We start from the raw sequence: 22,773 nt of genomic DNA on the forward strand, positions 1-22,773 counted from the left end.
CGGCGTCACAGCTGCCTGCCGGGCATGAGAGAGTGGCCGTCATGCGTGCTCGCCGTCTTGTCGCCGCCGCCAGTGTGGCGGTGGGTCTCGTCGCCCTCGCCGGTTGCCGTTCCGAGCCGGGAGTCGCCGCCTACGTCGGTGACCACCGCATCACCGAGGATGCGGTGACCCGCCTGCTCGACGAGTTGCGGGCCGAGGTGCCCACCCCCAGCGCGGAGCCGAGCGCCGGCCCGGAGCAGGCCGCGCCAGCCGAGGTGCGGATGCCCACCCGCACCCAGTTGGTCAGCAACCTGGTGCTGCTCGACGTGTGCCAGCGGCTCGCCGACGACAAGGGCTACCAGCCGCCGCCGCAGCGGGTCACCGCGAGCCAGATCGCCCCGCAGCTCGGCGTCCCCGCCGACACCGCGTACGCGGAGCGGGTGGCCGACCTGACCAACTGCATGAACAGCCTGCCCGCCCCCGAGCCGGTCGCGCCGACCGAGCAGGACCTCGCCGAGGTGGTCGCCGCCGGCAAGGCGGCCGGGGTGATCCCGGCCGAGGTGACCGTCCAGCAGGCCGCCGCCCAGCTCGACGGCGACCAGCTGCGCGGGGCGCTGGGCAGCAAGAAGGTGCTGGCCGACGCGATCACCGGCTACGAGGTCAGTGTCAGCCCCCGGTACCGCCCGCTGGAGATCCCGCTGCTCAGCTTCGCCGCCGGGCAGGCCGCGGTGAGCGTGCCGCTGGGCGAGCCCGGTTCCGACTCGGTGACCGACGTCTCCAAGCCCGAGCCGGCGGTCACCGAGTCGGCCGGCACGGTCGCACCCTGAGCATGACCGCCCGGATCGTCCTGCTGGTCACCTCGCCCAGGCTCCCGGCCGGTCTGCTGACCGCGTCCGCCTGGGACGTCGTACGCTCCGCGCCGGTGCTGGCCGGCGCGGAGAGCGAGCTGACCAGGGCGGTCGGGGCGGCGGGCGCCGAGGTCACCGTCGTGACCGAGGGCGCCACCCAGGCTCTGCTCGACGCGGTGGCGGAGCACGGCACCGTGGTCTGGCTGGCCGGGCCGGCCGGCGACGAGGCGCTGGCCCGCGAACTGGGGCTGCGGCTGGCGCGCCAGCCGGGCCTGGCCGAGCTGGAGCTGCAGTACGGGTCCTGGGATCCGCCGGGCGCCCGGCTGCTCGACGCGGTCGAGGTGATGGACCGGCTCGCCTCCCCGGGCGGTGACCCGTGGAAGCGGGCGCAGACCCACCGCAGCCTCGCCGGCTTCCTGCTGGAGGAGTGCTACGAGGCGTACGACGCGATCAGCGCTGACGACACCGACGCGCTCCGCGAGGAGCTGGGCGACGTGCTGCTCCAGGTGCTGCTGCACGCCCGGCTCGCCGAGGAGCTGCCGGACGGGAAGCGCTGGACAGTCGACGACGTGGCCGGCGGCCTGGTCGACAAGATGGTCCGCCGCAACCCGCACGTCTTCTCCGGTGAGCAGGCCGGCTCGATCGAGGAGATCGAGGCGGCCTGGGAACGGATCAAGCGGGCCGAGAAGGCGCGCGCGTCGGTGCTGGACGGCATCGCGATGAGCCAACCGGCGCTCGCCCTGGCCGCGAAGATCCTGGACCGGGCCGGCCGGATCGGTCTCGCCGTGCCGCCACCGCTCGCCGACTCCCAGGTGGATCCCGAGGCCCGCCTCGGCGCCAGCCTCTTGGCCACGGTCGCCGCCGCCCGGCAGGCGGCCATCGACCCCGAGGCGGCTCTCCGCCGCACCACCCTGGCGTACGCCGACGCCGTCCGCGCCGCCGAGTCCACCCAGCGCGAGCCGAGTTGATCAAGAAGTTCGCGGCCGGAACGAGCGCTCCGACAGACGCAAACCTCTTGATCAACGAGAACGTCGGCGAAGATCGGTAGGGTCGTCGGTATGGAAGCGTTCGTGCCGCTGGCGGAGCAGATCGTCGAGGCGTTGCTGGAGAGCCGGCCGGGGCTGGCCACGTCGGCCGGGGACCACCGCTACGACGACCGGCTGCCCGACCTCTCCGCCGACGCCCGAGCGGCCGACCAGGCGATGCTCCGGGACGCGGCCGACGCGCTCTCCGAGCTGGACCCGGACTCGCTGGACGTCGAGGAGCGGGTCGACCACGCGCTGCTCAGCAGCATGGTCGACCGGGAGCTGTTCGAGGCGACGGAGATCCGTGCGTACGAGTGGGACCCGCTGCGGCACAACCCGGGCCCGCTGCTGCACGCCCTGCTGGCCCGCCCGTTCGCGCCCGCCGAGGAGCGGCTGGCCTCGCTGGCCGGGCGGCTCGCGGCCGTACCCGATGCCCTGGCGACCGCGCGCGCGACGCTGCGCGACATGCCGCGGATCCACGCCGAGACGGCGGTCGGTCAGTTCACCGGCACGGCGGCGCTGATCCGCGACGAGCTGCCCGGGCTGCTGGCCGAGGCGCCGGCGATGTACGGCCGGGTGGAGCCGGCGGCCACCGCGGCGATTGCCGCGCTGGAGGAGTTCGTGGCCTGGCTGCGGATGGGCCTCTCCGCCGACGCGGGCCCGGGTCGTGACCCGCGGCTGGGCCGGCGGCGCTGGGAGGCCCGGCTCTGGCACACCCTCGACACCGAGCTGAGCGCCGCCGAGGTGCAGCGCCGCGCCTGGGACAACCTGGACCGGGTCACCGCGGAGATCCGCGAGGCGGCCGTCGAGCTGGTCGGTGGCCCGACCGACGACGAGACGGTACGCCGGGCCCTGAACCTGCTCGCCGCGGAGCACCCCGACGACGCCACTATCGTGGACCTGGCCTCGGTCACGTTGGACGAGGCGACCGACTTCGTCCGCGCGCACGACCTGGTCACTCTGGTCGACGACCCGTGTGTGATCCAGGAGATGCCGGAGTTCGCCCGGGGTGTGGCGGTGGCCTACTGCGACTCGCCGGGCCCGCTGGAGACGGCGAACGTGCCGACGTTCTACTGCATCGCGCCCACCCCGGCGGACTGGTCGGCGCAGCGGGTCGAGTCGTTCTACCGCGAATACAACGACCACATGATCCGCAACCTGACCGTGCATGAGGCGATGCCCGGGCACTTCCTCCAGCTCGCCCACGCCCGCCGGTACGCCGGCCCGACCCGGGTCCGGCCGCTCACCGAGTCGGGGGTGTTCGTCGAGGGCTGGGCGGTCTACACCGAGGAGCTGATGACCGGCCTGGGGTTCGGTGGGCTGCCGGTTCGCCTCCAGCAGCTCAAGATGCAGCTCCGGATGACCATCAACGCGCTGCTCGACCAGCTCGTGCACTGCGACGACCTGCCCGAGGCGGAGGCGATGGCGCTGATGACCGGGCGCGGCTTCCAGGAGGAGGGCGAGGCGGCCGGCAAGTGGCGGCGGGCGCTGCTCACCTCCACCCAGCTCTCGACCTATTTCGTGGGCTACAGCGAGCTGGCCGACATCGCCCGCTCGCGCCCGGAGGGGGTGTCGGTCCGCGAGTGGCACGACGCGATGCTCGCGCACGACTGCCCGCCGCCGCGGCACCTGCGTACCCTGCTGGGGATCTGACCGGCCGGGCGTGCGGGTTCAGGGCCGAGGGCGGGCGGCGGCCGCGTCGATCAGCCAGCGCGAGAGGGAGTACGCCGGTGGCAGCTCGGCCGGCAGCGTGTCCACCGGGAACCAGCGGGCCTCGGTCAGCTCCTTCGCGTCGATCACCGGCTCGGCGTCCGGGCCGGTCACCGGGGTGGTGAAGCCGGCGAGCAGGGTGCCCGGCCCGGACATCGCCCAGGGCTGGCTGTCGACGTAGGACGGTCGCCCGATGCTGAGCCCGACCTCCTCGCCGACCTCGCGGTGCACGGCCGCCTCCAGCGACTCGCCCGCCTCCACGAAGCCGGCCACCAGCGCCCACAGCTCCGTCGGCCCGTAGGCGTGCCGCACCAGCAGCAGCTCGTCGGGGCCGCCGGCCCGCCCGGGACGGGTGATCGCCACGAGCACCGCGACGGAGAGCGGCACGAACACCGTCAGGTCGCAGCCGGGGCAGCGGCGGGCGGTCTCGCCCGGCACGTCGGCCAGTTCCGTCCGGCACGCCCCGCACCACCGGTGCGTACGCCGCCAGGTGATCACGGCGAGGGCCCGTCCGGCCGGGGTGGCCAGCTGTTCCGGCAGTTCGGCGGCGATGCCCCGCCAGCCGCGCCAGCGGCCGGGCAGTGCCTCGGCGTCGGCCACCTCGGCCGCCCAGGCCGGCACGCCGTCGAGCGTCCCCACCGGCACCCAGTCGAGGCCGGTGGGCAGGTCACCGATCCGGAGGAACCCGTCCGGCCCGGTCAGCAGCCGGCGTCCGGTCACCGGCAACGCCAGGTCGCCGGGCGCCGGGGGTCGGGTCTGGTCGGCGCCCGGGACGAATCCACCCCCGCCGGCCCGGGCCCTGGTGGCCAGCGCGTCGGCGGCGGGTGCCGCGTCGCCGGATGCCGCAGGGGTGTCGATGCCGGCCGGCGCCTCGGTCCCGGCCCTGGATCCGGTCGCGGCAGCGGCTTCTTCGGGCCGCCCGGTCACGAGGTCTCAGGGCGGCGGCGGTCCACCACGCCCGCGCCGGCCGGCACGTCGAAGCTGGCCGCCTCGACGGTGTCGGTGTAACGGCTCAGCGTGATCTCCGCCGGTTTGCCGTCGAGGGCGCCGGTGAAGCTGGCGAGCACCCCCTCGGTGGTGACGCAGGCGGTGAAGCGCTGGCCGGCGCGGGTGACGTCGACGCAGGTGGCGTGGCGGCCGGCCAGGGTGGTGTCGCTCTGCTCGATGGTCGCCTGGGTGTCCAGGGCCGCGTCGGTGAGCAGCCGGATCACCGCTGGCGGGGTGACCTGACCGTGCTGGCGGGCCTCGGTGTAGACGATCACCGACGGCTTGCCGGCGGTCAGCACCGGCGGCGACACCTCGCAGGAGGTACGCCTGCCGGCGGTCGCGCAGCGGGTCACCGCCTCCTGAGTCACCGTGATCTTGCCGTCCGGCCAGGTGTACGCCGAGCGGAGCGGCTTCGCGGTCTGGGCGATCGAGGCGGTGCGCCCGCCTGGGAGCTGGTAGTCGGCCGCCCAGGTCTGCTCCAGGGCCCGGTCCATCCGGGCGGCCAGGTCGTTGACGAGGTCGGCCCGCCCGAGCGCGACCCCGGCGTCGTCGAGGGTCTGACAGCCGGTGACCGTGAGCGACGCGATGATCGAGGCGGCGAGCGCGCGAAGAGTCGTCGAGGCGGCGGGCATGGCGCCCAGCCTTGTCGATCGGGGCAACCTCTCGCAAACCCGTTGCCGGTTGACGCCCGGGATTTCGGGAATGTCCGTCGTGGCGGGACCGCGGGGGTCGTCACTGAGCGTTGCGGTCCGCCGGGCCCCGGCGTGCGTACCTCGGGGGCCCGATACGCTGCGTTCAACACCTGCCTCAGCCGCACCGTCGCGGCCCATACCGGACCGGAACACACAAACGAGGAGCGACTCAGTGGCAACCATCGAGGGAATCGTCGCCCGGGAGATCCTGGACTCGCGGGGCAACCCGACGGTCGAGGTCGAGGTCGGGCTCGACGACGGCACGATCGCCCGCGCCGCGGTGCCGTCCGGCGCCTCCACCGGCGCGTTCGAGGCGATCGAGCTGCGCGACGGTGACAAGGACCGCTACCTGGGCAAGGGTGTCGAGAAGGCGGTCACCAACATCGAGGACAAGATCGTCGACGAGCTGATCGGGTACGAGGCCAGCGAGCAGCGGCTGATCGACCAGAAGATGCTCGACCTCGACGGCACCGACAACAAGGCCGAGCTGGGCGCGAACGCGATTCTCGGCGTCTCCCTGGCCGTGGCGAAGGCCGCCGCGGGCAGCGCCGAGCTGAGCCTCTTCCGCTATCTGGGCGGGCCGAACGCGCACCTGCTGCCGGTGCCGATGATGAACATCCTCAACGGCGGCGCGCACGCCGACTCGAACGTGGACATCCAGGAGTTCATGATCGCGCCGATCGGCGCGCCCACCTTCCGCGACGCGTTGCGCTCCGGCGCCGAGGTCTACCACGCGCTGAAGTCGGTGCTGAAGAAGAAGGACCTGTCGACCGGCCTCGGCGACGAGGGCGGCTTCGCCCCGAACCTGCCGACCAACGCCGCCGCGCTGGACCTGATCGCCGAGGCGGTGGAGAAGGCCGGCTACCGGCTCGGCACCGACATCGTCTTCGCCCTCGACGTGGCCGCCACCGAGTTCTTCGACAACGGCACCTACACGTTTGAGGGGGCCAGCAAGAGCGCCGAGGAGATGAGCAACTACTACACCAAGCTCGTCGGCGACTACCCGATCGTGTCCATCGAGGACCCGCTGTCGGAGGACGACTGGAGCGGCTGGGCCACCCTGACCGCGGCGCTCGGCGACCGGATCCAGATCGTCGGCGACGACCTCTTCGTCACCAACCCGCAGCGGATCGCCCGGGGCATCACCGAGAAGGCCGCCAACGCGGTGCTGGTGAAGGTCAACCAGATCGGCTCGCTCACCGAGACCCTGGACGCGGTGAACCTGGCCCACCGGGCCGGCTTCGCCTGCATGATGAGCCACCGCTCGGGCGAGACCGAGGACACCACCATCGCCGACCTGGCGGTCGCCACCGGCTGCGGCCAGATCAAGACCGGTGCCCCGGCCCGGTCCGACCGGGTCGCCAAGTACAACCAGCTCCTGCGGATCGAGGAGGAGCTGGCCGACGCGGCGCGGTACGCCGGCGCCGGCGCGTTCCCGCGCTACCGTTCGGCCTGAGCGGAGAGCTCCGGGGGAGGGGTGTGACGATGCAGCAGCGCCGCACACCGGGTGGTCAACGTCCCGTCCGTCGGCCGGGTCAGACCGGCCGGCCAGGCGGTGCCCGGACGTCGGCCCGCGAGGGTGGCGTCCGCGCCGAGCCGCGGGCCGCCGGACGGTCGTCCGGCGGCGTCCGCGGCACCGATGGCGTTCGCTCCGCGAGCCGTCCCGCGGCGGCCCGACGTACGGCCGCCGGGGGCACCGTCAAGCGGCTCACCGCACCCCAACCCCGGCGCTTCACCGGGCGCGCCACCGTGCTCTTCGCGGTGCTGATCGCGCTCGCCCTGGCGTACACCTATCCGGTCCGGGTCTACCTCGACCAGCAGGCCGACATCGAGCGGATGGAGGCGTCCCAGGTCGACCAGCGGAAGCGGATCGAGGACCTCACCGCCGAGGCGGCCAAGTGGAAGGACCCGGCGTACATCGAGACGCAGGCCCGGGAGCGCTTCTTCATGGGCCGGCCGGGGGAGACCCTGCTGGTGGTGCTCTCCGACCCGGAGGGGGCCGCCCGGGACGCCGGCAAGGGTGCGAAGCCGGGGCCGCCGAAGCAGCCCGACGCCTGGTACGACACCCTGTGGTCCAGCGTGCAGGCGGCCAACGCCGAGCGCCCGACCAACTAGGCACCACCCCGAAAGGCGACACCGTGAGCGCGAGGAGCGAGCCGGTTCTGCGAGCCCCGCAGTCGCGAACGAAAGGCGACACCGTGAGCGTCGTACCACCGCAGGATCCGGCGGCGGATTCCGTACCCTCGCCCGAGCGGCAACCGGCCACCGAGGCCGACCTGGCCGCGGTGGCCGCGCAGCTCGGACGCCCGCCCCGCGGCACTCGGGCGGTGGCCCACCGCTGCCCGTGCGGCCTGCCCGACGTGGTCGAGACGACGCCACGGCTGGCCGACGGAACCCCCTTCCCGACGCTGTTCTACCTGACCTGCCCCCGGGCGACGGCCGTGTGCAGCCGGCTGGAGTCGGCTGGGCTGATGAAGGAGATGGCCGAGCGGCTGGCCGCCGACCCGGAGTTGGCCGCCCGCTACCGGGCCGCGCACGAGGACTACCTGGCCCGGCGGGAGGCGATCGGCCAGGTGCCAGAGATCGCCGGCATCTCGGCCGGCGGCATGCCCGGCCGGGTGAAGTGCCTGCACGTCCACCTCGGGCACGCGCTCGCCGCCGGGCCGGGGGTCAACCCGTTCGGCGACGAGACCCTCGCCCTGGTGGAGAAGTGGTGGGCGGCTGGTCCGTGCGTGGACGTCCCGGCGGCGGAGTGAGATGAGGGCCGCCGACGAGATCGTGGTCCGCCGGGCCCGCACCTCCGACGTACGCGGCATCCGGCGGCTCGTCGACACCTACACCGACGACCGGCGGCTGCTCAGCAAGGCCACCGTCACCCTCTACGAGGACGTGCAGGAGTTCCGGGTGGCGGTGAGGGACGGCGCGGTGGTCGGCTGCGGCGCCCTGCACGTGATGTGGGAGGACCTGGCTGAGATCCGTACGGTGGCGGTCGACCCGACCTGCCGGGGCCGCAAGATCGGGCACCGGATCGTCGGCGAGCTGATCGACGCCGCCCGGGAGCTGGGGGTGGCCCGGATCTTCGTGCTGACCTTCGAGACCCGGTTCTTCGGTTCGTTCGGGTTCCAGGAGATCGACGGCGCGCCGGTGCCGCAGCCCGTCTACGAGCAACTGCTCCGCTCCTACGACGAGGGCGTGGCCGAGTTCCTCGACCTGGAACGGGTCAAGCCGAACACCCTCGGCAACATCCGCATGCTGCTGCGCCTGTGACGACCGCTTGACCGGTTGCGGCACGCTGTCCCGGTGCGGATCATGCGATGGGCCGGCCGCGTCGCGGCGGGCCTGGTCAGCCTCGCCGCCCTGCTCGGGGCGGTACGCCTCGTCGCGCCGGCCACCGCGCCCGGCCCGACCGGCGACGCACCCGGCGTGGCGAGGCAGCTCACCTTCCTCCGGCAGGCGCTGGACGGGGGCGCGGGCGACGACGCGCAGGCGCTCTTCCCGGAAGGCTGGTTCTTCGCCCACGTCCTCTACGGGCTGGCCCGGGTGGACAGCGGGTTGCGCGCGGCGCACGGGGAGCGGGACACCGCGCTGCGGGAGGCCCGCTGGGCGCTGGAACGGCTGGAGTCGCCGGCCGGCCGGGCTCCGTTCAGCCCCGACCTCGCCCCGGCGTACGGAGTCTTCTATCAGGGCTGGACGAACTGGCTGCGCGGCGGGGTGCTGGCGCTCCAGGCGCCGCAGCACCGTGACCCGGCCGAGGTTCGCCGTTTCGCCGGCGCCTCGGCCGCCCTCGCCGCCGCGTTCGACGCTTCGGCCTCGCCGTATCTGCCGGCGTACCCGGGGCAGGCGTGGCCGGTGGACTCGACCGTAGCGGTCGCCTCGCTCCGGCTGCACGACTCGCTGCTGCCGCCCCGTTTCGACCCGGCGGTTCGGCGCTGGCTGGACGGCGTACGCCAGCGGCTGGATCCCCGGACCGGGCTGATGCCGCACCGCGTCGACCTCGCCACCGGCGCCCCGGCCGAGGTGGCCCGGGCCACCTCGCAGAGTCTCATCCACCGTTTCATCGGCGAGATCGACCCGGCCTTCGCCCGCGCCCAGTACCTGCGCTTCCGCGAGCTGTACGTGGTGTCGCCGCTGAGCCTGGGCCCGGCCACGCGCGAGTACCCGCGTGGGACGGACGGACCGGCCGACGTGGATTCCGGGCCGCTGCCGCTCGGGGTGAGCTTTTCGGCCACCGTCGTCACCCTTGGCGCGGCCCAGGTGCAGGGGGACGCGGCGCTGGCCAGCGCGCTGGCCAACTACGGCGAACTGGTCGGCCTGCCGGTGGACACCCCGCACACCAAGCGGTACGCCCTGGGCCTGCTGCCGGTCGGCGACGCCTTCCTGGCCTGGTCGAAGACCGCCCGTCCGTGGGTGTCGCCGGCGCCGGAACCGCCCCCGGCGACCGTCTCCGGGTGGTGGCGGCTCCCGCTGCTCAGCCTGCTGGCGCTGGTCGCCGCGCTGCCCTGGCTGCCCGAGCTGCTGCGGTGGCGCCGTCGCCGGCTGTCCGGCGCGCCCGCGAGGGCACGTCCGGCTGCCGTAGGGTTGCTGCCGTGACGACGCGCGTGGCTGCCATCGACTGCGGGACCAACTCGATCCGGCTGCTGGTCGCCGACCTGCCCGACCGGGAGGCCGGCCCGCAGGCGCCGCTGGTGGATCTGAGCCGCCGTATGGAGATCGTCCGGCTGGGCCAGGGCGTCGACCGGACCGGCCGGCTCGCGCCGGAGGCGATCGAGCGGACCCGGGTGGCGCTCGCCGACTACGCGGCCGAGATCGAGAAGTTCGGCGCGGAGCGGGTCCGGATGTGCGCCACCTCGGCGACCCGGGACGCCAGCAACGCCGCCGACTTCCGGGCGATGGTCGAGCAGACCCTCGGCGTGCCGCCCGAGGTGGTCACCGGCGACGAGGAGGCCCGGCTGTCCTTCACCGGCGCGGTGCGCGGGCTGCCCGCCGACGCCCGGCCGCCGTACCTGGTGGTCGACATCGGCGGTGGATCGACCGAGTTCGTGGTCGGCGCCCGCGAGGGCCGGGTGGAGGCGGCCGTCTCGGTGGACATCGGCTGCGTCCGGATGACCGAGCGCCACCTGCACAGCGACCCGCCGAGCCTCGACGAGATCGCGGCCGCGCAGGCCGACATCGCCGTGGCGGTGGACCGCGCGCTGGCGGCGGTGCCGGGGCGCGAGGCCGCCACGCTGGTCGGGCTCGCCGGGTCGGTCACCACCGTCGTCGCCATCGCCCAGGGCCTCCAGGCGTACGAGCCGGAGCGCATCCACCACGCCCGGGTGTCGTACGACCAGGTCGCCGAGGTCACCGCCGACCTGCTGGCGAAGAGCAGCGCGCAGCGGCTGGCCATCCCGGTGATGCACCCCGGCCGCGCCGACGTGATCGGCGCGGGCGCCCTGGTGCTCCGGGTCATCATGGGGCGCGCCGGCATGCCGTCGGTCGTCGCCTCCGAGCACGACATCCTCGACGGCATCGCCTGGAGCCTGCAGTAGCAGGTTGGACCAACCGGGTTCGATGAACCGGTTTTCACCCCGATGCATTGAATCGGAAGAATGTCATTGCGGTCGATGGAACAGGAAAACCCCTGCTACTGTCTCGCGAAGATGCTTATCGATGCATCATTACGGGGAGGAGCGTGGATGTCGAAGCGTGTTGTTCGGCGAGCGGTTGCGGCGGTTCTGCTGGTGGTGGCCAGCGGTTCCGTCCAGTTGGTGGGCTCCGGCCCGGCGTCCGCCGCGACGCCGACCTGCGTGAAGTCTGTTACCTATCAGGGAGCCCTGGTGCCCGCCGCGTCGACCAATTCGGTCGACTGCAACATGGTGCGCGGGAACGTCAGTGACGGGGTGGCCCGGCTGCAGGACACGATGAACGACTGCTACCCGGGCACGCTCAGGGCCGTCGGCGTCTACCCGCTGATTGTCGACGGCAACTTCGGCGGCAACACGCAGAAGGCGCTGATCGAGGTGCAGAAGGTCGCCCGCACCTCGGCGGACGGGGTCTACGGGCCGAACACCCGGAAGGCGATGCTGCACGTCGACCCCGACTACGGGGACCCCTGCCGCCGCGTCAGCTGAGTTCCTGCCGGACCGGCAGCCCGCGCCGGGATAGGCGAGGTGGGAGGTAGAGGTGGGTCAGGACAAGCTGACCCACCTCTACCTCGGTGGCGATGTGCGCGGCACCGGTGTCCCCAAAATGCGGCATCACAAGATCTGCCGGTTCACCTCGACGGCTGGCGCGGCCAGTCCGACGACCGCCCGGGCCGGTCCCCGGCACCGCCCGACAGTGAGCCAGCCCAGTCCGAAGCGCCGGTCCCGTCCGAACGACCGGCCCCGCTCGAACTGCCGGCCCGTACCAGTTCCGGCTCGGGGGTCCTGCTCGGCGTGCCCAGGCCGAGACCGTCCACGCCCAGCGGGCGGTCCGGTTGCGTTGCGGGCGAGAGGATCTCGTCCGGCTGCAACGCTCCAGGTCCGTCGGCTTCGGGTTGCGGCCACCGCTGCCAGCGGCGGACGCTCACGACCGCGACGAGCAACAGCGAGCCCACCAGCAGGGTCGTCCCGGTCCGGACGGGGGCTGCCAGGTCGACCTGGTAGCCGGCCAGAGTCGGTTCGTGGTCGAGGAGTTTCATCAGCGAGGTCGGGCTGACCAGCAGGCCCAGGTAACTTGCCGAGTAGAACAAGCCGGTCAGCGTCGCGCCCAGCGGGGAGATCCGGAGCGTGGCGACGAGCCCGAGCAGGATCCCAGCCGCCGCCAGCACGAGCGCGGGCCGGACGAGATCACCGCCGTCCAGCGCGCCGCCGTTCTGTGCGTCTGCGAACGCCTGCGCCGACCGGTCCTGCCCAAGGGCGAAGAGGATCCAGGCCGACGGGCCCACGATGGCTGCGGCGATCACGGTTCCGATGTGTCGCATCGGGGCAAGGTACCGACCATCCTCGTGAATCAGCAGGCACGTAAGGAGAACTTAAGTGCCAGCACAGCATGTATCCGGTTTTGGCGGGCAGGCCGTCACACTGCGGATTCCCTGAGTGATGCAGCGCGGCCGGGCCTCATCTGGTGACCGTCGAGCGCGTCAGGCCGAACATTCGCTCCGACGACTTCGAGGCAGCCGCCGCTGCTACCGCGATCTGACCGGGGCTCGGCGGCGGCGACGGGCTCGACTGGACCCCCTTTTCCGTCGGCGAGAGCCGCGAGGTCCAACTCGCGGGAGAACTACTGTTTTCTTGACGGTACTGTGTAATCCACAGTACCGTGCAACGCGTGGATACGACGCAGCTCCTCAAGGGCGTGCTCGACCTGGCCGTTCTCGCCGTGCTCAAGGACGAGGACGGCTATGGTTACGACATCCTCCGCCGGCTGCGCGAGGCCGGCCTGGAGGAGGTCGGCGACGCCTCCGTCTACGGCACCCTGCGCCGGCTCTTCGCCGCCGGCCTGCTGACCGCGTACGTGGTGCCGAGCGAGTCCGGCCCGCACCGCAAGTACTACGCCCTCAACGCCGCCGGCCGGGATCAGCTCACCCGCTCCGGCAAGACCTGGCGCTCCTTCGCCACCACCATGGACGCACTGCTCGACGATCGGGGGATGGCGGCATGACCGTCACTGGGCAGGAGATCGCGGACTACGTCGAGCGGGTGCGGACCGCCCTGGCCGACCTGCCGCCCGCCGTCCGCGACGAGTTGACCGAGGACCTGGCGGAACACCTCACCGAGGTCGCCGCGGAGACCGACGGCACGCTGGTCGACCGGCTGGGCACGCCGGAGGCGTACGCGGCCGAGCTGCGAGCCGCCGCCGGCGCGGACGGGGCCGGCGGGCAAGCGTCCGTGGACCGCCGGTTCGCCGCCGCCCGCGCTCGGATCTCCGCCGGGCTGCGCGGCCTCGACACCCGACTCGGCCCCCTCCTCGGGTACGCCATGGCGAGTGAGTTCCTCCGCCCGCTGCGCCCGGCGTGGTGGCTGGTCCGCGGGTGGCTCGCCGCGCTGCTGATCTCCGCCGCGCTCGGCGAGCCGTCCGGGTTGCTGCCCCGGCTCAGCGGCAGCGTGCTGGCCGGCCTGTTCCTGCTCGCCGGCACGGTGCTCGCCTCGATCTGGCTGGGCCGCCACTCCGTCGGCATCCGGGGCTGGCCGCGCCGGCTGCTGCGGCTCGGTACGGCCGCCCTGCTGCTCTTCGCTTTCGCCGCGCTGCTCAACGTGGACCAGCACGCCCGCTCGGACGACTTCGGGCCCTACTCGGGGGTTTCGGTCGGCAACCCGTACGACTCGATCGAGGACGTCTTCGTCTACGACGAGGAGGGGCGCCTGGTGCGGAACGCCCGGCTCTTCGACCAGAACGGCGTGCCGATCCGGCTCGGCTACCCCACCTGCGTCGACAGCGGCCAGTACCCGCCGCGCAACGTCTATCCGTACTGCCCGGACCGAGCCCCCTTCGCGCCCCGGCCGGCCGCCCCGCCCCCGACGGCGTCGCCGGCGTCCCCGGCCCCGACCGAGTCGCCCGCGCCGACCGGCGGCCCCACGGCCTCCACCACGCCGACCGCCACCCCGCCGCCCGGGGGGTCGGAATCGGCCGACCCGGGGCCGGTACCGACGCGCTGACTCCTCGCCGCGGGGCGTCCGTCGACCGACGGACGCCCCGCTTCGTGTCCATGATGGACCAATTGGCAGGGGAGGGGCGGCGCGGTCCGGTCCCGGTCGCTACGGTGTCGTCTGCTCGTCGACTCCCGTGAAAGGACCTCCGTGTCAGAGCCGGCCACCCTCTCCTCCGCCGAGCCCGCAACCGACGGGACCCCGCCGTCGGAACCTGCCCGCGATCCGGCCGCCCCGTCCCGTCTCGGCGCCGTGCTGGGCGTGGTCGTGCTGCTCCTCGGCGTCGCCACCGCCCTGCTGGTGGGATTTCTGATCAAGGTGGGCCCGAGTGGCGACCTGCGCGACGTCTTCGGCGGCGGTGACGGCACCGCCGAGGCGAGGATCGGTGACTGCGTGGCCGAGCTGCCCACCGTCGCCGGCGTCGAGGCGAAGGCGGCCGACGATGCGCGGGTGGTCCGCTGCGACTCGGCCGCCGCGGCGTACGCGGTGGTCGGCCGGGTGCAGGACCCGGCGGCGGCCCGTACCCGCTCGGCGGCGGCGTGCGAGCCGTACTTCCGGCCGGGCGACGACGGGTACGTCCTGTATCGCGTCGGCGACGACGGCGACGGCTACCTGCTCTGTCTGGTCCGCCAGGCGAACGGGAGGTGAATGCCACTCTGCCGGCGTCTTCCCCGGGCTGCCGGGAGCGTGGCACGCTACCGGCACGTAACACCCACTGGGCGACCAGCCAACGATGACTGACCGCTAGGAGGACGAGCCAATGGGCGAGATGGTGAGCTTCACCGGCAACGGAGGGACGAGCGAGGGGTATCTCGCGATACCCTCCGGCGGTGCGGCCAGCCCGGCGGTCATCGTCATCCAGGACTGGTGGGGTCTGGTGCCCCACGTGCGGGCGGTGGTGGACCGCTTCGCCGAGGCCGGCTTCGTCGCCCTCGCGCCGGACTTCCGCCATGGCGGTCCGGCCAGCAAGCCGAGTGAGCCCCGGCAGATGCTGAACAGCGCGCAGATGGACGAGGCGGCCACCGACATCGCCGCCGCGGCGGACTATCTCTCCGGCCGCTCGGAGGTGGCCGGCGGGATCGGCTGCGCCGGGTTCTGCGCCGGCGCCAGCCTGGCCCTCTGGTCGGGGACCTTCTCCGACCGGATCGTCGCCACCGCCGGCTTCTACCCGCGCCTGCCCTGGGACGGCATGCGCGCCGACTGGGCCGACTACGCGGGCAAGGCCGCGCTCATCCACTGCTCCGAGGCGGACGGCCTCTCCGCCGCCGACGGGGTGCAGAGCGTACGCCGGGCCATCGAGGCGGCCGGCGGGGCCTGCCAGACCTACGACTACCCGGGCACCTCGCACGCGTTCTTCAACGAGGACCGGCCGGAGCACTTCGACCAGCGCGCCGCCGCCACCGCCTGGGCCCGCACCCTCGAGCTTTTCCGGGCCAAGCTTGGCTGAACCGCGTACCCCCGCCGAGGTGGTCGCCCGCGCCGCGCGGGCGACCGATCTGGCCGACCTCGACGCCGAGGTCAGCAACTGCTTCGCCTGCCCTCGGCTGGTCGCCTGGCGGGAGGAGGTGGCCCGGACGAAGCGGGCGGCCTTCCGCGACCAGGAGTACTGGGGCCGGCCGGTGCCCGGCTTCGGTGCGCCCGATGCGCGGATCGCCATCCTCGGCCTGGCACCTGCCGCGCACGGCGGCAACCGCACCGGCCGGATCTTCACCGGCGACCGCTCCGGCGACGTGCTGTTCGCCGCGCTGTACCGGGCCGGGCTGGCCAACCAGCCGACCAGCGTCGCCGCCGACGACGGCCTGACCCTGCGCGACACCCGGATCTTCGCTGCGGTCCGTTGCGCGCCGCCGGACAACAAACCCACCCCGACCGAGCGCGACACCTGCGCGCCCTGGCTGCACCGGGAGGTCGCGCTGCTCCGGCCCACGCTGCGTGTCGTGGTGGCGCTGGGGGCGTTCGCCTGGGCCGCATGGTGGCCGGTCCTGCGCGACGTGTACGGACAGCGCCCGCCCACTCCGCGCCCGGCGTTCGGTCATGGGGCACACTGGTCCGGCACGTCCGTGCCGGCGCTGCTCGGCTGCTACCACGTCAGCCAGCAGAACACCTTCACCGGGCGGCTGACACCAGCGATGTTGGACGACGTGTTCGCCCGGGCGAAGCGGTTGGCCGGGGTGGACGACTGAGGATTGCGTAGGGCGGTGGGATGGACCTCGGCGTGCTGCGCAGGTGGTGGCCGCTCGTCGCGGTGACCCTGCTGCTCGCCGTCGCCGCGCTCGCCGCCGGGCACTCCGCGATCGGCGCCAGCCGGATCCCGCCCGCCGTGGACAACATCCCCTACGTGCCGGACTACCCCACCGCCGAGCCCGCTCCCTCGATCCCGGTCGAGCCTCGGGACGCGGGCGAGGCCACTTCGGTCGAGATTCCCCAGTGGATCACCACGGCCTTCCTCGTCGTGCTCGGCACAGCTGTGCTGGTCGTCGCCGGGTACGTCGTCTGGACGCTGATCAGCGGGGCGCTGCGGCGGACCACCCGGGCCATTCCGACGCAGCGGGCCCGGCGGACCGCCGACGGTACCGCCCGGGAGGTGGTGGCCGCCCTGGACGCCGGCCTGGTGGAGCTGGACGACCGGTCCACCGATCCCCGGACGGCGGTGATCGCCTGCTGGGTCCGACTGGAGGAGGCGGCCGAGGAGGCCGGGGTGCCCCGGCTGGCCGGGGACACCGCCACCGACCTGGTTACCCGGCTGCTGCGGGGTGACCCGGCGGCCGGCGTCCCGGCGATCGCCAGCGCGGGTGTGCTGGACGGCTTCGCGCACGTCTACCGGGAGGCCCGGTACGCCACCCACGCGGTCGACGAGCAGATGCGCGACCAGGCCCGGGCCGCGGTGCGCCGGCTGCGCGCCGAGTTGACCACCGTAGCCGTCGCCGATTCCGGGGAGGCGACGGCATGAGCGAGCGGAGTGAGCGAATCGGTCAGCTCGGCGCGGTGGTGCCTCAGGCCGTTGCCGACCGGAGGGAGGCGACGGCATGAGTACCAGTATCGACGACCTGCTGTCGTTCGACGAGGAACCGGCCGGGGAGGCGCGGGACGCGCGGGGCGGGTGGCTGCGCGGGCTGCTGCGTACCCTCGCAGTCACTGCGGCGATCGTGGTGGTGGTCGTGGTCGGCCTGCGCGCGGTCGGCCTCCAGGCGTCACTCTGGATCATCGTGGCCGGGGTGCTCGCGGTGCTCGCCGTACGCCGGGTCACCGCTGCCCTGTCGCCCCCGCCGCCGCCGAGGGCGGGTGGCCGGGCCCCGGCCGGCGAGGAGCCGGGCACCTGGAACTGGGGGGCCCGGGACGCACTGCGTAGCGCGATCAACCGTTGGCAGGTGCCGCTGGACTGGTCCACCAGCCGGCCCGAGCGGTTCACCAACGTGATCCTGCCCCGGATCGGTGAGTTGGCCGACGAGCGGCTGCGCCAGAAGCACGGCGTCACCCGCGAGTCCGACCCGGCCCGGGCCCGCGCCCTGCTGGGCGAGCCGCTGTGGGCCTTCCTCGCCACGCCCGCCCGCCGCACCCCGTCGCCGCGCAACGTCGCGGCGATCGTCGCCGAACTGGAGAAGCTGTGATGAACGACGTGGACCGGAGCATGGCCCCCGCCGAGGTGGGCCGGCTGGCCCGGGAGGTGCTGGACGCGGTCGGCACGGTCGTGGTCGGCAAGCGGGAGGCGCTGGAGCTGGTCCTCGCCGGCATCCTGGCCGGCGGACACGTGCTGCTGGAGGACCTGCCCGGCCTGGGCAAGACGCTGACCGCGCGCTCGTTCGCGCAGGCCCTCGGGCTGGACTTCCGCCGCCTCCAGTTCACGCCCGACCTGCTGCCCGCCGACGTCACCGGCTCCTTCCTCTACGACCAGCGCAGCGGCGACTTCTCGTTCCGGGCCGGACCGGTCTTCACCAACCTGCTCCTCGCCGACGAGATCAACCGCACCCCACCGAAGACCCAGTCGGCACTGCTGGAGGCGATGCAGGAGAAGCAGGTCTCCGTCGAGGGCGTCACCTACCGGCTGGACGAGCCGTTCCACGTGCTCGCTACCGCCAACCCGATCGAGTACGAGGGGACGTACCCGCTGCCCGAGGCGCAGCTCGACCGGTTCCTGCTCCGGGTGTCGTTCGGCTACCCGAACCACGAGGAGGAGTGGGACGTGCTGCGCCGACGGATCGCCCGCCGGCGGGAGGAGGCCGAGATCAAGCCCGTGGTGGACGCCGCCACCCTGCGGGCCATGCAGGCGGCGTTGGAGGACGTGGTCGTCGAGGACTCCGTCGGCCGGTACATCGTGGCGCTGACCGCGGCCACCCGGGAGCACCCCTCGGCGCTGGTCGGCGCGTCGCCACGCGGCTCGTTGGCGTTGCTGCTGCTGTCCCGGGTCCGGGCGGTGCTCGCCAACCGCGACTACGTGGTGCCGGAGGACGTCAAGGCGGTGGCGGTGCCCGCGCTGGCCCACCGGATCACCCTGCGCCCGGAGATGTGGCTGCGCCGGGTCGACCCGTCCTTCGTCGTCGGTGAGGTGCTGGAGGCCACGCCCGCCCCGGCCAGCGGTGCCCTGCCCAGCTACGCGGCCGGACCCGCCGGGCACTGATGGCCGACCGCCAGGAGCCGGCGAGCTGGGCGCCCACCTGGGCGCTCGGCCGGGCCGTGCTGCTCACCGGGCTGCTGCTTGTCGCGGCCGTGCTGCTCGGCCGGATCGACCTGGTCGTCCTGGCCACGCCGTTCGCCCTGGGCACCGCGTACGGGCTGCGCCGCCGGCCCGGCACGCTGCCCGAGCTGGAGATCGGCACCGGGGACGCACACCTGGTCGAGGGCTCGCCGATGGCCGCCACGGTCGCCGTCGCCAACCCGGACACCGTCTCGTACGACATGGCGGTGGTCCGCACCCGGATGTCCCGCTGGCTGCGGGTGGAGCAGGTCGGCTTCGGCGGATCCGGGGTGGACGTGAGGCGTTCCGGTGGCGCCGACCGCCCCTTCGTCACCGCGGTGCCCCGCGGCACCGCGGTCGACCTGGCGCTGACCGGGACGGCGCTGCGCTGGGGCCGGCACCCGATCGGTCCGGCCGGGGTACGGGTCGCCGTCGCCGACGGGCTGCTGGTCTCCCGGGCGGTCATCGCCGACCCGGAACGGATGCGGATCTACCCGATGACTGAGCCGTTCGAGGCGGTGGAGGCGATGCCCCGGGCCGCCGGGCTGGTCGGCGCGCACCACTCCCGGCGGCCGGGGGAGGGCGGTGAGCTAGCCGGCGTACGGGTCTTCGCCCCCGGGGACCGGCTGCGCCGGATCGACTGGCGGGTGTCGCTGCGGGCCCGCCAGCTGCACGTGGCGGCCACCCTGTCCGACCGGGACGCCGAGGTGGTGGTGCTGCTCGACGTGCTCGCCGAGGCGGGCCGGTCCGGCGGCGTACGCGGCGCGGCGTCCGTGATGGACACCACGGTCCGGGCCGCCGCCGCGATCGCCGAGCACTACCTGCACCGGGGCGACCGGGTGGCGCTGCTGGAGTACGGTCCGGCCGCCCGCCGGCTCCGCCCGGCCACAGGCCGCCGGCAGTACCTGACCGTGCTGGAGTGGCTGCTCGACGTGCAGGCCGAGAACTCCCCGCACGAGCCGTACGACCAGGTCTTCGGCCCGCAGCTGCTCTCCTCTGACGCGCTGCTGGTGGTGCTCACCCCGTTGCTCGACGAGCGCTCGGCCCAGATGCTGGCCCGGATGGCCCGGGGCGGGCGGTTCGTGGTGGCGGTGGACACCCTGCCGGCCGACCTGCCGGTGCCGAAGGGCCAGGGCTGGGCCGAGGTCGCCTACCGGCTGTGGCGGCTGGACCGGGACACGATGATCGGCCAGCTCCGCGAGCACGGCGTGCCGGTGGTCCGCTGGGCCGGCGCGGGCAGCCTCGATCAGGTGCTGCGCGACGTGGCCCGGCTGGCCACCGTCCCGCGGGTGGGTGGCCGGTGAGGCGGCGTCCAGCCGTCGCGCACGAAGGCGGCAAGCGATGAACGACCTCCTCGAAGGACTGCATGAGCGGGTCCGCGGGCTGCGCTACACGGTCAGCCGGATCGGGATCACGCCGTTGCTGGTCCGCGGCGGCGTCTTCCTCACCGTGCTGGTCGGCTTCCTGGTCGCGTACCCGGTGCAGGCGTTCACCCCGCGGTCGGTGCTGGCCCTGACGGTGGTGGCGGTGCTGCCGGCGGTCGGGCCGCGCCGGACGTGGCCGACCTTCGCGGCACTGGTGACGGTCGGTGGTTGGCTGCTCGCCACCCTCGGATACGACCGGCCGCCGGAGCTCTGGCGGCTGCTCACCGTGGCGGCCCTGCTCTACCTCGCGCACACGCTCTGCGCGCTGGCCGCACTGCTGCCGTTCGATGCGGTGGTCGATCCGGACCTGGTCCTGCGGTGGCTGACCCGTGCCGGCGGAGTGGTACTGGCGAGCGCGGTGCTCGGCATCGTGCTGGCCTGGCTCGGCGGGGTCGGTGGGAGCCGTGGGTTCCAAGCGGCCACGGTGGCCGGGCTGCTGGTCGCGGTGGGTCTCACCGCGCTGCTCAGCTATCTCCTGCGTCGCAGATAGCGGGACATCGCGGGACGTTGTGCAGGTCACAGGGGTTGTGCTCCGTCACAACGGGGGGTCTCGAACGGGATTAGTCGAGCCGCCGGGGGAAAGATAGATGACGTGAATCCGAAGCGGATCCTTGTCGTGGGTGCCGGGCACGTGGGCCTGTACGCCGCTCTGCGCCTGTCCAAGAAGCTGAGCTCCCGTGAGGCCGAGGTCATCGTCGTCGACCCGCAGCCGCACATGACCTACCAGCCGTTCCTCCCGGAAGCCTCGGCGGGCAACATCTCGCCCCGGCACGCGGTGGTGCCGCTGCGAAGGGAGTTGCGCCGGTGCACGGTGGTGGCGGGTGCGGTGACCCGGATCGACCACGACCGGAAGACCGCGATCGTGCAGCCGATCAGCGGCCCGACCCGGGAGATCCCGTACGACCACGTGGTGGTCGCCCCCGGTTCGGTCTCCCGTACCCTGCCGATCCCCGGCCTGCACGAGCACGGCATCGGGTTCAAGACCATCGGCGAGGCCGTCTTCCTGCGTAACCACGTGCTGGACCGGCTCGACGTGGCGGCCGTCACGACCGACCCGGAGGTCCGCCGCCGCGCGCTGACCTTCGTCTTCGTCGGCGGTGGCTACGCCGGCATCGAGGCGCTGGCCGAGATGGAGGACATGGCCCGGGACGCGCTGCGCTACTACCCGGAGCTCAAGCCGGAGGACATGCGCTGGGTCCTGGTCGAAGCCACCCAGCGGGTGCTGCCCGAGGTCGACCGGGACATGGGCGCCTACACGGTGCAGCAGCTGCTCAAGCGGAACATGGACATCCGCCTGGACACCCGGCTCGAGTCGTGTGTCGATGGCATCGTCAAGCTCTCCGACGGCGACAGCTTCCCGGCCGACACGATCGTCTGGACGGCCGGCGTCAAGCCGTCGCCCATGCTGGATGCCACCAACTTTCCGCGCGACGAGCGCCGCCGGGTCACCTGCCGGCCCACCCTGCAGATCGTCGACGGCGACCGGGTGGTCGAGGGCGCGTGGAGCGCGGGTGACTGCGCCGCCGTGCCGGACCTCACCAAGGAGCCGGGCAACTTCTGCTCGCCGAGCGCCCAGCACGCCGTGCGGCAGGCCGCCCGGATGGCCGACAACATCGCGAACGTGATCCGCGGGCGCGAGCCGGTCAACTACAAGCACAAGCACGCGGGCAGCGTGGCCAGCCTCGGCCTGCACAAGGGCGTCGCGCAGGTCTACGGCGTGAAGATGACCGGCTGGCCGGCCTGGTTCATGCACCGCACGTACCACATGTCGCGGATCCCGTCGTTCAACCGAAAGGTCCGGGTCGTGGTCGACTGGACGCTGGCGTTCTTCCTCAAGCGTGAGGTGGTTGCGCTGGGCCAGCTGCACGACCCGCGCGAGGAGTTCGCCGAGGCGTCCGCCCCGATCGGCGCCCGCGGCTGAGTTCGTCGGCAAACGGCCCTTCCCGCTCGGGAAGGGCCGTTTGCCATACCGCGGTCCATCTGTGGGCACGCTTGGGGCGGTGATCGCCGCCCGGCTCGGGCTGAGAGTGGTGATCGACTCCGTGTCGGGGATGTGGCGCTATCGGCGGATGTCGGTTACCGCCATTTCCGCGACCTGGACCGGATCAATCACGCCCTGTCCGTGAGTTGTGGTGGACCGTGTCCGGTTTGTCGTGGCGGGCGGCATCCGTGAGGCCGGAATCCCGGGCGGCCCGGGGCCATTGAACACGGGTGCACGGCCGAGGTAGGCACCCCCCGAGGCGGGCTTGCTGGCCGGCCCGGGTCGGAATGATGGTGGGCCGCCGGTCGTTGTAGATGACTCGCGACCGAGGAAGCCGCCCGGTGTGGTGGGGTGGTCGGGCCCGGAATGTTGGTGGGCCGCCGGTCGTTGGATATGGTCCCGGCGCCGCGAAGAGGCGAACCCCCGTTGCCCCGCGAGCTAGCCGGTCGAAAGACTTTCCCCCTCTTTTGAGCGCCTGACGGTGCTTGCGCACTTGTAGCCGACCCCCCATCGGTGTGTGCGCCAACCCCCGAATGGAGCTTTCGTCATGAACTCGATGCTGCGTAAGAGTGTTCTTGGTGTTGCTGGTCTGGCTTTCACCGGTGGTGTGTTCGCCGGTCCGATCGCCGCCCACGCGGATGCCCCGGTCACCGCTGCCAAGCCGGTGGCGGCCGTGCAGGCCGACAAGCCGACCGTCGACATGGGCAAGTTGGTGCCGCATGGTGTGCAGGGCGCCCAGTCGAAGATCACCCTGAACGACGAGCAGACCGCGAATGCGAAGGCGATCATCGCCGCGACGAAGAAGGCGGGTCTGCCGGAGCGGGCCGCGGTGATCTCGATCGCCAC

At 73.1% G+C, this 22,773-nt stretch carries 24 protein-coding genes and 1 pseudogene; 22 read left to right on the forward strand and 3 right to left on the reverse strand.

Features of this window, described 5'->3' with window-relative positions:
• Positions 1 to 41: 41 nt before the first annotated feature.
• From A6A27_RS23635 to A6A27_RS23645, 3 genes are all read left to right on the forward strand, one after another.
• Positions 42 to 806 carry a hypothetical protein gene (locus tag A6A27_RS23635; protein ID WP_073836844.1) on the forward strand — a complete coding sequence of 255 codons (765 nt, stop codon included), beginning with the start codon at positions 42 to 44 and terminating at the stop codon, positions 804 to 806.
• 2 nt (positions 807 to 808) lie between these two features.
• Positions 809 to 1,795, forward strand: a complete 987-nt coding sequence (locus A6A27_RS23640) for a nucleoside triphosphate pyrophosphohydrolase (RefSeq protein WP_073836845.1) — start codon at positions 809 to 811, stop codon at positions 1,793 to 1,795.
• A gap of 90 nt (positions 1,796 to 1,885) precedes the next feature.
• Positions 1,886 to 3,505 carry a DUF885 domain-containing protein gene (locus tag A6A27_RS23645; protein WP_073836846.1) on the forward strand — a complete coding sequence of 540 codons (1,620 nt, stop codon included), beginning with the start codon at positions 1,886 to 1,888 and terminating at the stop codon, positions 3,503 to 3,505.
• Positions 3,506 to 3,523: 18 nt separating this feature from the next.
• On the opposite strand, the gene A6A27_RS23650 is transcribed toward A6A27_RS23645, so the two are convergent.
• Both A6A27_RS23650 and A6A27_RS23655 read right to left on the reverse strand, forming a co-directional pair.
• Complete coding sequence (locus tag A6A27_RS23650) at positions 3,524 to 4,489, reverse strand: NAD(+) diphosphatase (protein WP_241825420.1); 966 nt, start codon at positions 4,487 to 4,489, stop codon at positions 3,524 to 3,526.
• Complete coding sequence (locus tag A6A27_RS23655) at positions 4,486 to 5,181, reverse strand: hypothetical protein (RefSeq protein WP_073836847.1); 696 nt, start codon at positions 5,179 to 5,181, stop codon at positions 4,486 to 4,488. The genes A6A27_RS23650 and A6A27_RS23655 overlap by 4 nt, the downstream gene beginning before the upstream one ends.
• Positions 5,182 to 5,413: 232 nt before the next feature.
• Here A6A27_RS23655 and eno point away from each other — a divergent pair, with 232 nt between their 5' ends.
• The 7 genes from eno (at position 5,414) to A6A27_RS23690 (ending at position 11,351) form a co-directional block, all read left to right on the forward strand.
• Positions 5,414 to 6,697, forward strand: a complete 1,284-nt coding sequence (gene eno, locus A6A27_RS23660) for a phosphopyruvate hydratase (RefSeq protein ID WP_073836848.1) — start codon at positions 5,414 to 5,416, stop codon at positions 6,695 to 6,697.
• Positions 6,698 to 6,726: 29 nt separating this feature from the next.
• Positions 6,727 to 7,356, forward strand: a complete 630-nt coding sequence (locus A6A27_RS23665) for an FtsB family cell division protein (protein ID WP_073836869.1) — start codon at positions 6,727 to 6,729, stop codon at positions 7,354 to 7,356.
• Positions 7,357 to 7,439: 83 nt separating this feature from the next.
• Complete coding sequence (locus A6A27_RS23670; RefSeq protein ID WP_073836849.1) at positions 7,440 to 7,997, forward strand: DUF501 domain-containing protein; 558 nt, start codon at positions 7,440 to 7,442, stop codon at positions 7,995 to 7,997.
• A 1-nt stretch (position 7,998) separates the two neighbouring features.
• On the forward strand, positions 7,999 to 8,508 hold the full coding sequence (locus A6A27_RS23675) for an amino-acid N-acetyltransferase (protein WP_073836850.1): 510 nt from the start codon (positions 7,999 to 8,001) through the stop codon (positions 8,506 to 8,508).
• A 33-nt stretch (positions 8,509 to 8,541) separates the two neighbouring features.
• Positions 8,542 to 9,831, forward strand: coding sequence for a hypothetical protein (locus A6A27_RS23680; RefSeq protein ID WP_083672799.1), 1,290 nt, complete (start codon positions 8,542 to 8,544; stop codon positions 9,829 to 9,831).
• Between the two features lie 8 nt (positions 9,832 to 9,839).
• Complete coding sequence (locus A6A27_RS23685) at positions 9,840 to 10,769, forward strand: Ppx/GppA phosphatase family protein (RefSeq protein ID WP_073836851.1); 930 nt, start codon at positions 9,840 to 9,842, stop codon at positions 10,767 to 10,769.
• A 147-nt stretch (positions 10,770 to 10,916) separates the two neighbouring features.
• A complete protein-coding gene (locus A6A27_RS23690) occupies positions 10,917 to 11,351 on the forward strand; it encodes a peptidoglycan-binding domain-containing protein (RefSeq protein WP_158074035.1) in 435 nt (144 codons plus the stop codon).
• A gap of 143 nt (positions 11,352 to 11,494) precedes the next feature.
• Here the strand turns inward: A6A27_RS23690 and A6A27_RS23695 are convergent, their stop codons facing one another.
• Positions 11,495 to 12,184 carry a hypothetical protein gene (locus tag A6A27_RS23695; protein ID WP_073836853.1) on the reverse strand — a complete coding sequence of 230 codons (690 nt, stop codon included), beginning with the start codon at positions 12,182 to 12,184 and terminating at the stop codon, positions 11,495 to 11,497.
• A 347-nt stretch (positions 12,185 to 12,531) separates the two neighbouring features.
• On the opposite strand from A6A27_RS23695, the gene A6A27_RS23700 reads away from it, so the two are divergent.
• The 12 genes and pseudogenes from A6A27_RS23700 to A6A27_RS23755 form a co-directional block, all read left to right on the forward strand.
• Positions 12,532 to 12,864 (forward strand): PadR family transcriptional regulator, encoded by a 333-nt coding sequence (locus A6A27_RS23700; protein ID WP_073836854.1) that lies wholly within the window; start codon positions 12,532 to 12,534, stop codon positions 12,862 to 12,864.
• Positions 12,861 to 13,859, forward strand: coding sequence for an HAAS signaling domain-containing protein (locus tag A6A27_RS23705; RefSeq protein ID WP_073836855.1), 999 nt, complete (start codon positions 12,861 to 12,863; stop codon positions 13,857 to 13,859). The genes A6A27_RS23700 and A6A27_RS23705 overlap by 4 nt, the downstream gene beginning before the upstream one ends.
• Before the next feature lie 141 nt (positions 13,860 to 14,000).
• Entirely contained in the window at positions 14,001 to 14,498 is a 498-nt protein-coding gene (locus A6A27_RS23710; protein WP_083672801.1) for an LppU/SCO3897 family protein, read from the forward strand.
• A 112-nt stretch (positions 14,499 to 14,610) separates the two neighbouring features.
• Positions 14,611 to 15,297 carry a dienelactone hydrolase family protein gene (locus A6A27_RS23715; RefSeq protein WP_073836856.1) on the forward strand — a complete coding sequence of 229 codons (687 nt, stop codon included), beginning with the start codon at positions 14,611 to 14,613 and terminating at the stop codon, positions 15,295 to 15,297.
• Positions 15,290 to 16,033, forward strand: a complete 744-nt coding sequence (locus A6A27_RS23720; protein WP_338013305.1) for a uracil-DNA glycosylase — start codon at positions 15,290 to 15,292, stop codon at positions 16,031 to 16,033. The genes A6A27_RS23715 and A6A27_RS23720 overlap by 8 nt, the downstream gene beginning before the upstream one ends.
• A 20-nt stretch (positions 16,034 to 16,053) precedes the next feature.
• Positions 16,054 to 16,800 (forward strand): DUF4129 domain-containing protein, encoded by a 747-nt coding sequence (locus A6A27_RS23725; protein ID WP_073836858.1) that lies wholly within the window; start codon positions 16,054 to 16,056, stop codon positions 16,798 to 16,800.
• Positions 16,801 to 16,876: 76 nt separating this feature from the next.
• Entirely contained in the window at positions 16,877 to 17,458 is a 582-nt protein-coding gene (locus A6A27_RS23730; RefSeq protein WP_073836859.1) for a hypothetical protein, read from the forward strand.
• Positions 17,458 to 18,465, forward strand: a complete 1,008-nt coding sequence (locus A6A27_RS23735) for an AAA family ATPase (protein WP_073836860.1) — start codon at positions 17,458 to 17,460, stop codon at positions 18,463 to 18,465. Before A6A27_RS23730 ends, A6A27_RS23735 begins: the two co-directional genes overlap by 1 nt.
• Positions 18,465 to 19,826: a DUF58 domain-containing protein gene (locus A6A27_RS23740; RefSeq protein WP_073836861.1), complete on the forward strand. Its 1,362-nt coding sequence runs from the start codon at positions 18,465 to 18,467 to the stop codon at positions 19,824 to 19,826. The genes A6A27_RS23735 and A6A27_RS23740 overlap by 1 nt, the downstream gene beginning before the upstream one ends.
• 37 nt (positions 19,827 to 19,863) lie before the next feature.
• Positions 19,864 to 20,436: a hypothetical protein gene (locus A6A27_RS23745; protein WP_073836862.1), complete on the forward strand. Its 573-nt coding sequence runs from the start codon at positions 19,864 to 19,866 to the stop codon at positions 20,434 to 20,436.
• 102 nt (positions 20,437 to 20,538) lie between these two features.
• Complete coding sequence (locus A6A27_RS23750) at positions 20,539 to 21,867, forward strand: NAD(P)/FAD-dependent oxidoreductase (RefSeq protein WP_073836863.1); 1,329 nt, start codon at positions 20,539 to 20,541, stop codon at positions 21,865 to 21,867.
• Positions 21,868 to 22,474: 607 nt separating this feature from the next.
• A pseudogene (locus tag A6A27_RS23755) lies at positions 22,475 to 22,773 on the forward strand (hypothetical protein); the annotation flags it as partial.

Origin of the sequence: Micromonospora sp. CB01531, assembly GCF_001905095.1 — a bacterium.
GTDB lineage: Bacteria > Actinomycetota > Actinomycetes > Mycobacteriales > Micromonosporaceae > Micromonospora.

Coding starts and splice junctions, on each gene's coding strand:
- A6A27_RS23635 (WP_073836844.1), top strand. CDS start 42: ATGCGTGCTCGCCGTCTTGTCGCCGCCGCCAGTGTGGCGGTGGGTCTC.
- A6A27_RS23640 (WP_073836845.1), top strand. CDS start 809: ATGACCGCCCGGATCGTCCTGCTGGTCACCTCGCCCAGGCTCCCGGCC.
- A6A27_RS23645 (WP_073836846.1), top strand. CDS start 1,886: ATGGAAGCGTTCGTGCCGCTGGCGGAGCAGATCGTCGAGGCGTTGCTG.
- A6A27_RS23655 (WP_073836847.1), bottom strand. CDS start 5,181: ATGCCCGCCGCCTCGACGACTCTTCGCGCGCTCGCCGCCTCGATCATC.
- A6A27_RS23665 (WP_073836869.1), top strand. CDS start 6,727: ATGCAGCAGCGCCGCACACCGGGTGGTCAACGTCCCGTCCGTCGGCCG.
- A6A27_RS23675 (WP_073836850.1), top strand. CDS start 7,999: ATGAGGGCCGCCGACGAGATCGTGGTCCGCCGGGCCCGCACCTCCGAC.
- A6A27_RS23690 (WP_158074035.1), top strand. CDS start 10,917: ATGTCGAAGCGTGTTGTTCGGCGAGCGGTTGCGGCGGTTCTGCTGGTG.
- A6A27_RS23695 (WP_073836853.1), bottom strand. CDS start 12,184: ATGCGACACATCGGAACCGTGATCGCCGCAGCCATCGTGGGCCCGTCG.
- A6A27_RS23705 (WP_073836855.1), top strand. CDS start 12,861: ATGACCGTCACTGGGCAGGAGATCGCGGACTACGTCGAGCGGGTGCGG.
- A6A27_RS23715 (WP_073836856.1), top strand. CDS start 14,611: ATGGGCGAGATGGTGAGCTTCACCGGCAACGGAGGGACGAGCGAGGGG.
- A6A27_RS23725 (WP_073836858.1), top strand. CDS start 16,054: ATGGACCTCGGCGTGCTGCGCAGGTGGTGGCCGCTCGTCGCGGTGACC.
- A6A27_RS23730 (WP_073836859.1), top strand. CDS start 16,877: ATGAGTACCAGTATCGACGACCTGCTGTCGTTCGACGAGGAACCGGCC.
- A6A27_RS23735 (WP_073836860.1), top strand. CDS start 17,458: ATGAACGACGTGGACCGGAGCATGGCCCCCGCCGAGGTGGGCCGGCTG.
- A6A27_RS23740 (WP_073836861.1), top strand. CDS start 18,465: ATGGCCGACCGCCAGGAGCCGGCGAGCTGGGCGCCCACCTGGGCGCTC.
- A6A27_RS23745 (WP_073836862.1), top strand. CDS start 19,864: ATGAACGACCTCCTCGAAGGACTGCATGAGCGGGTCCGCGGGCTGCGC.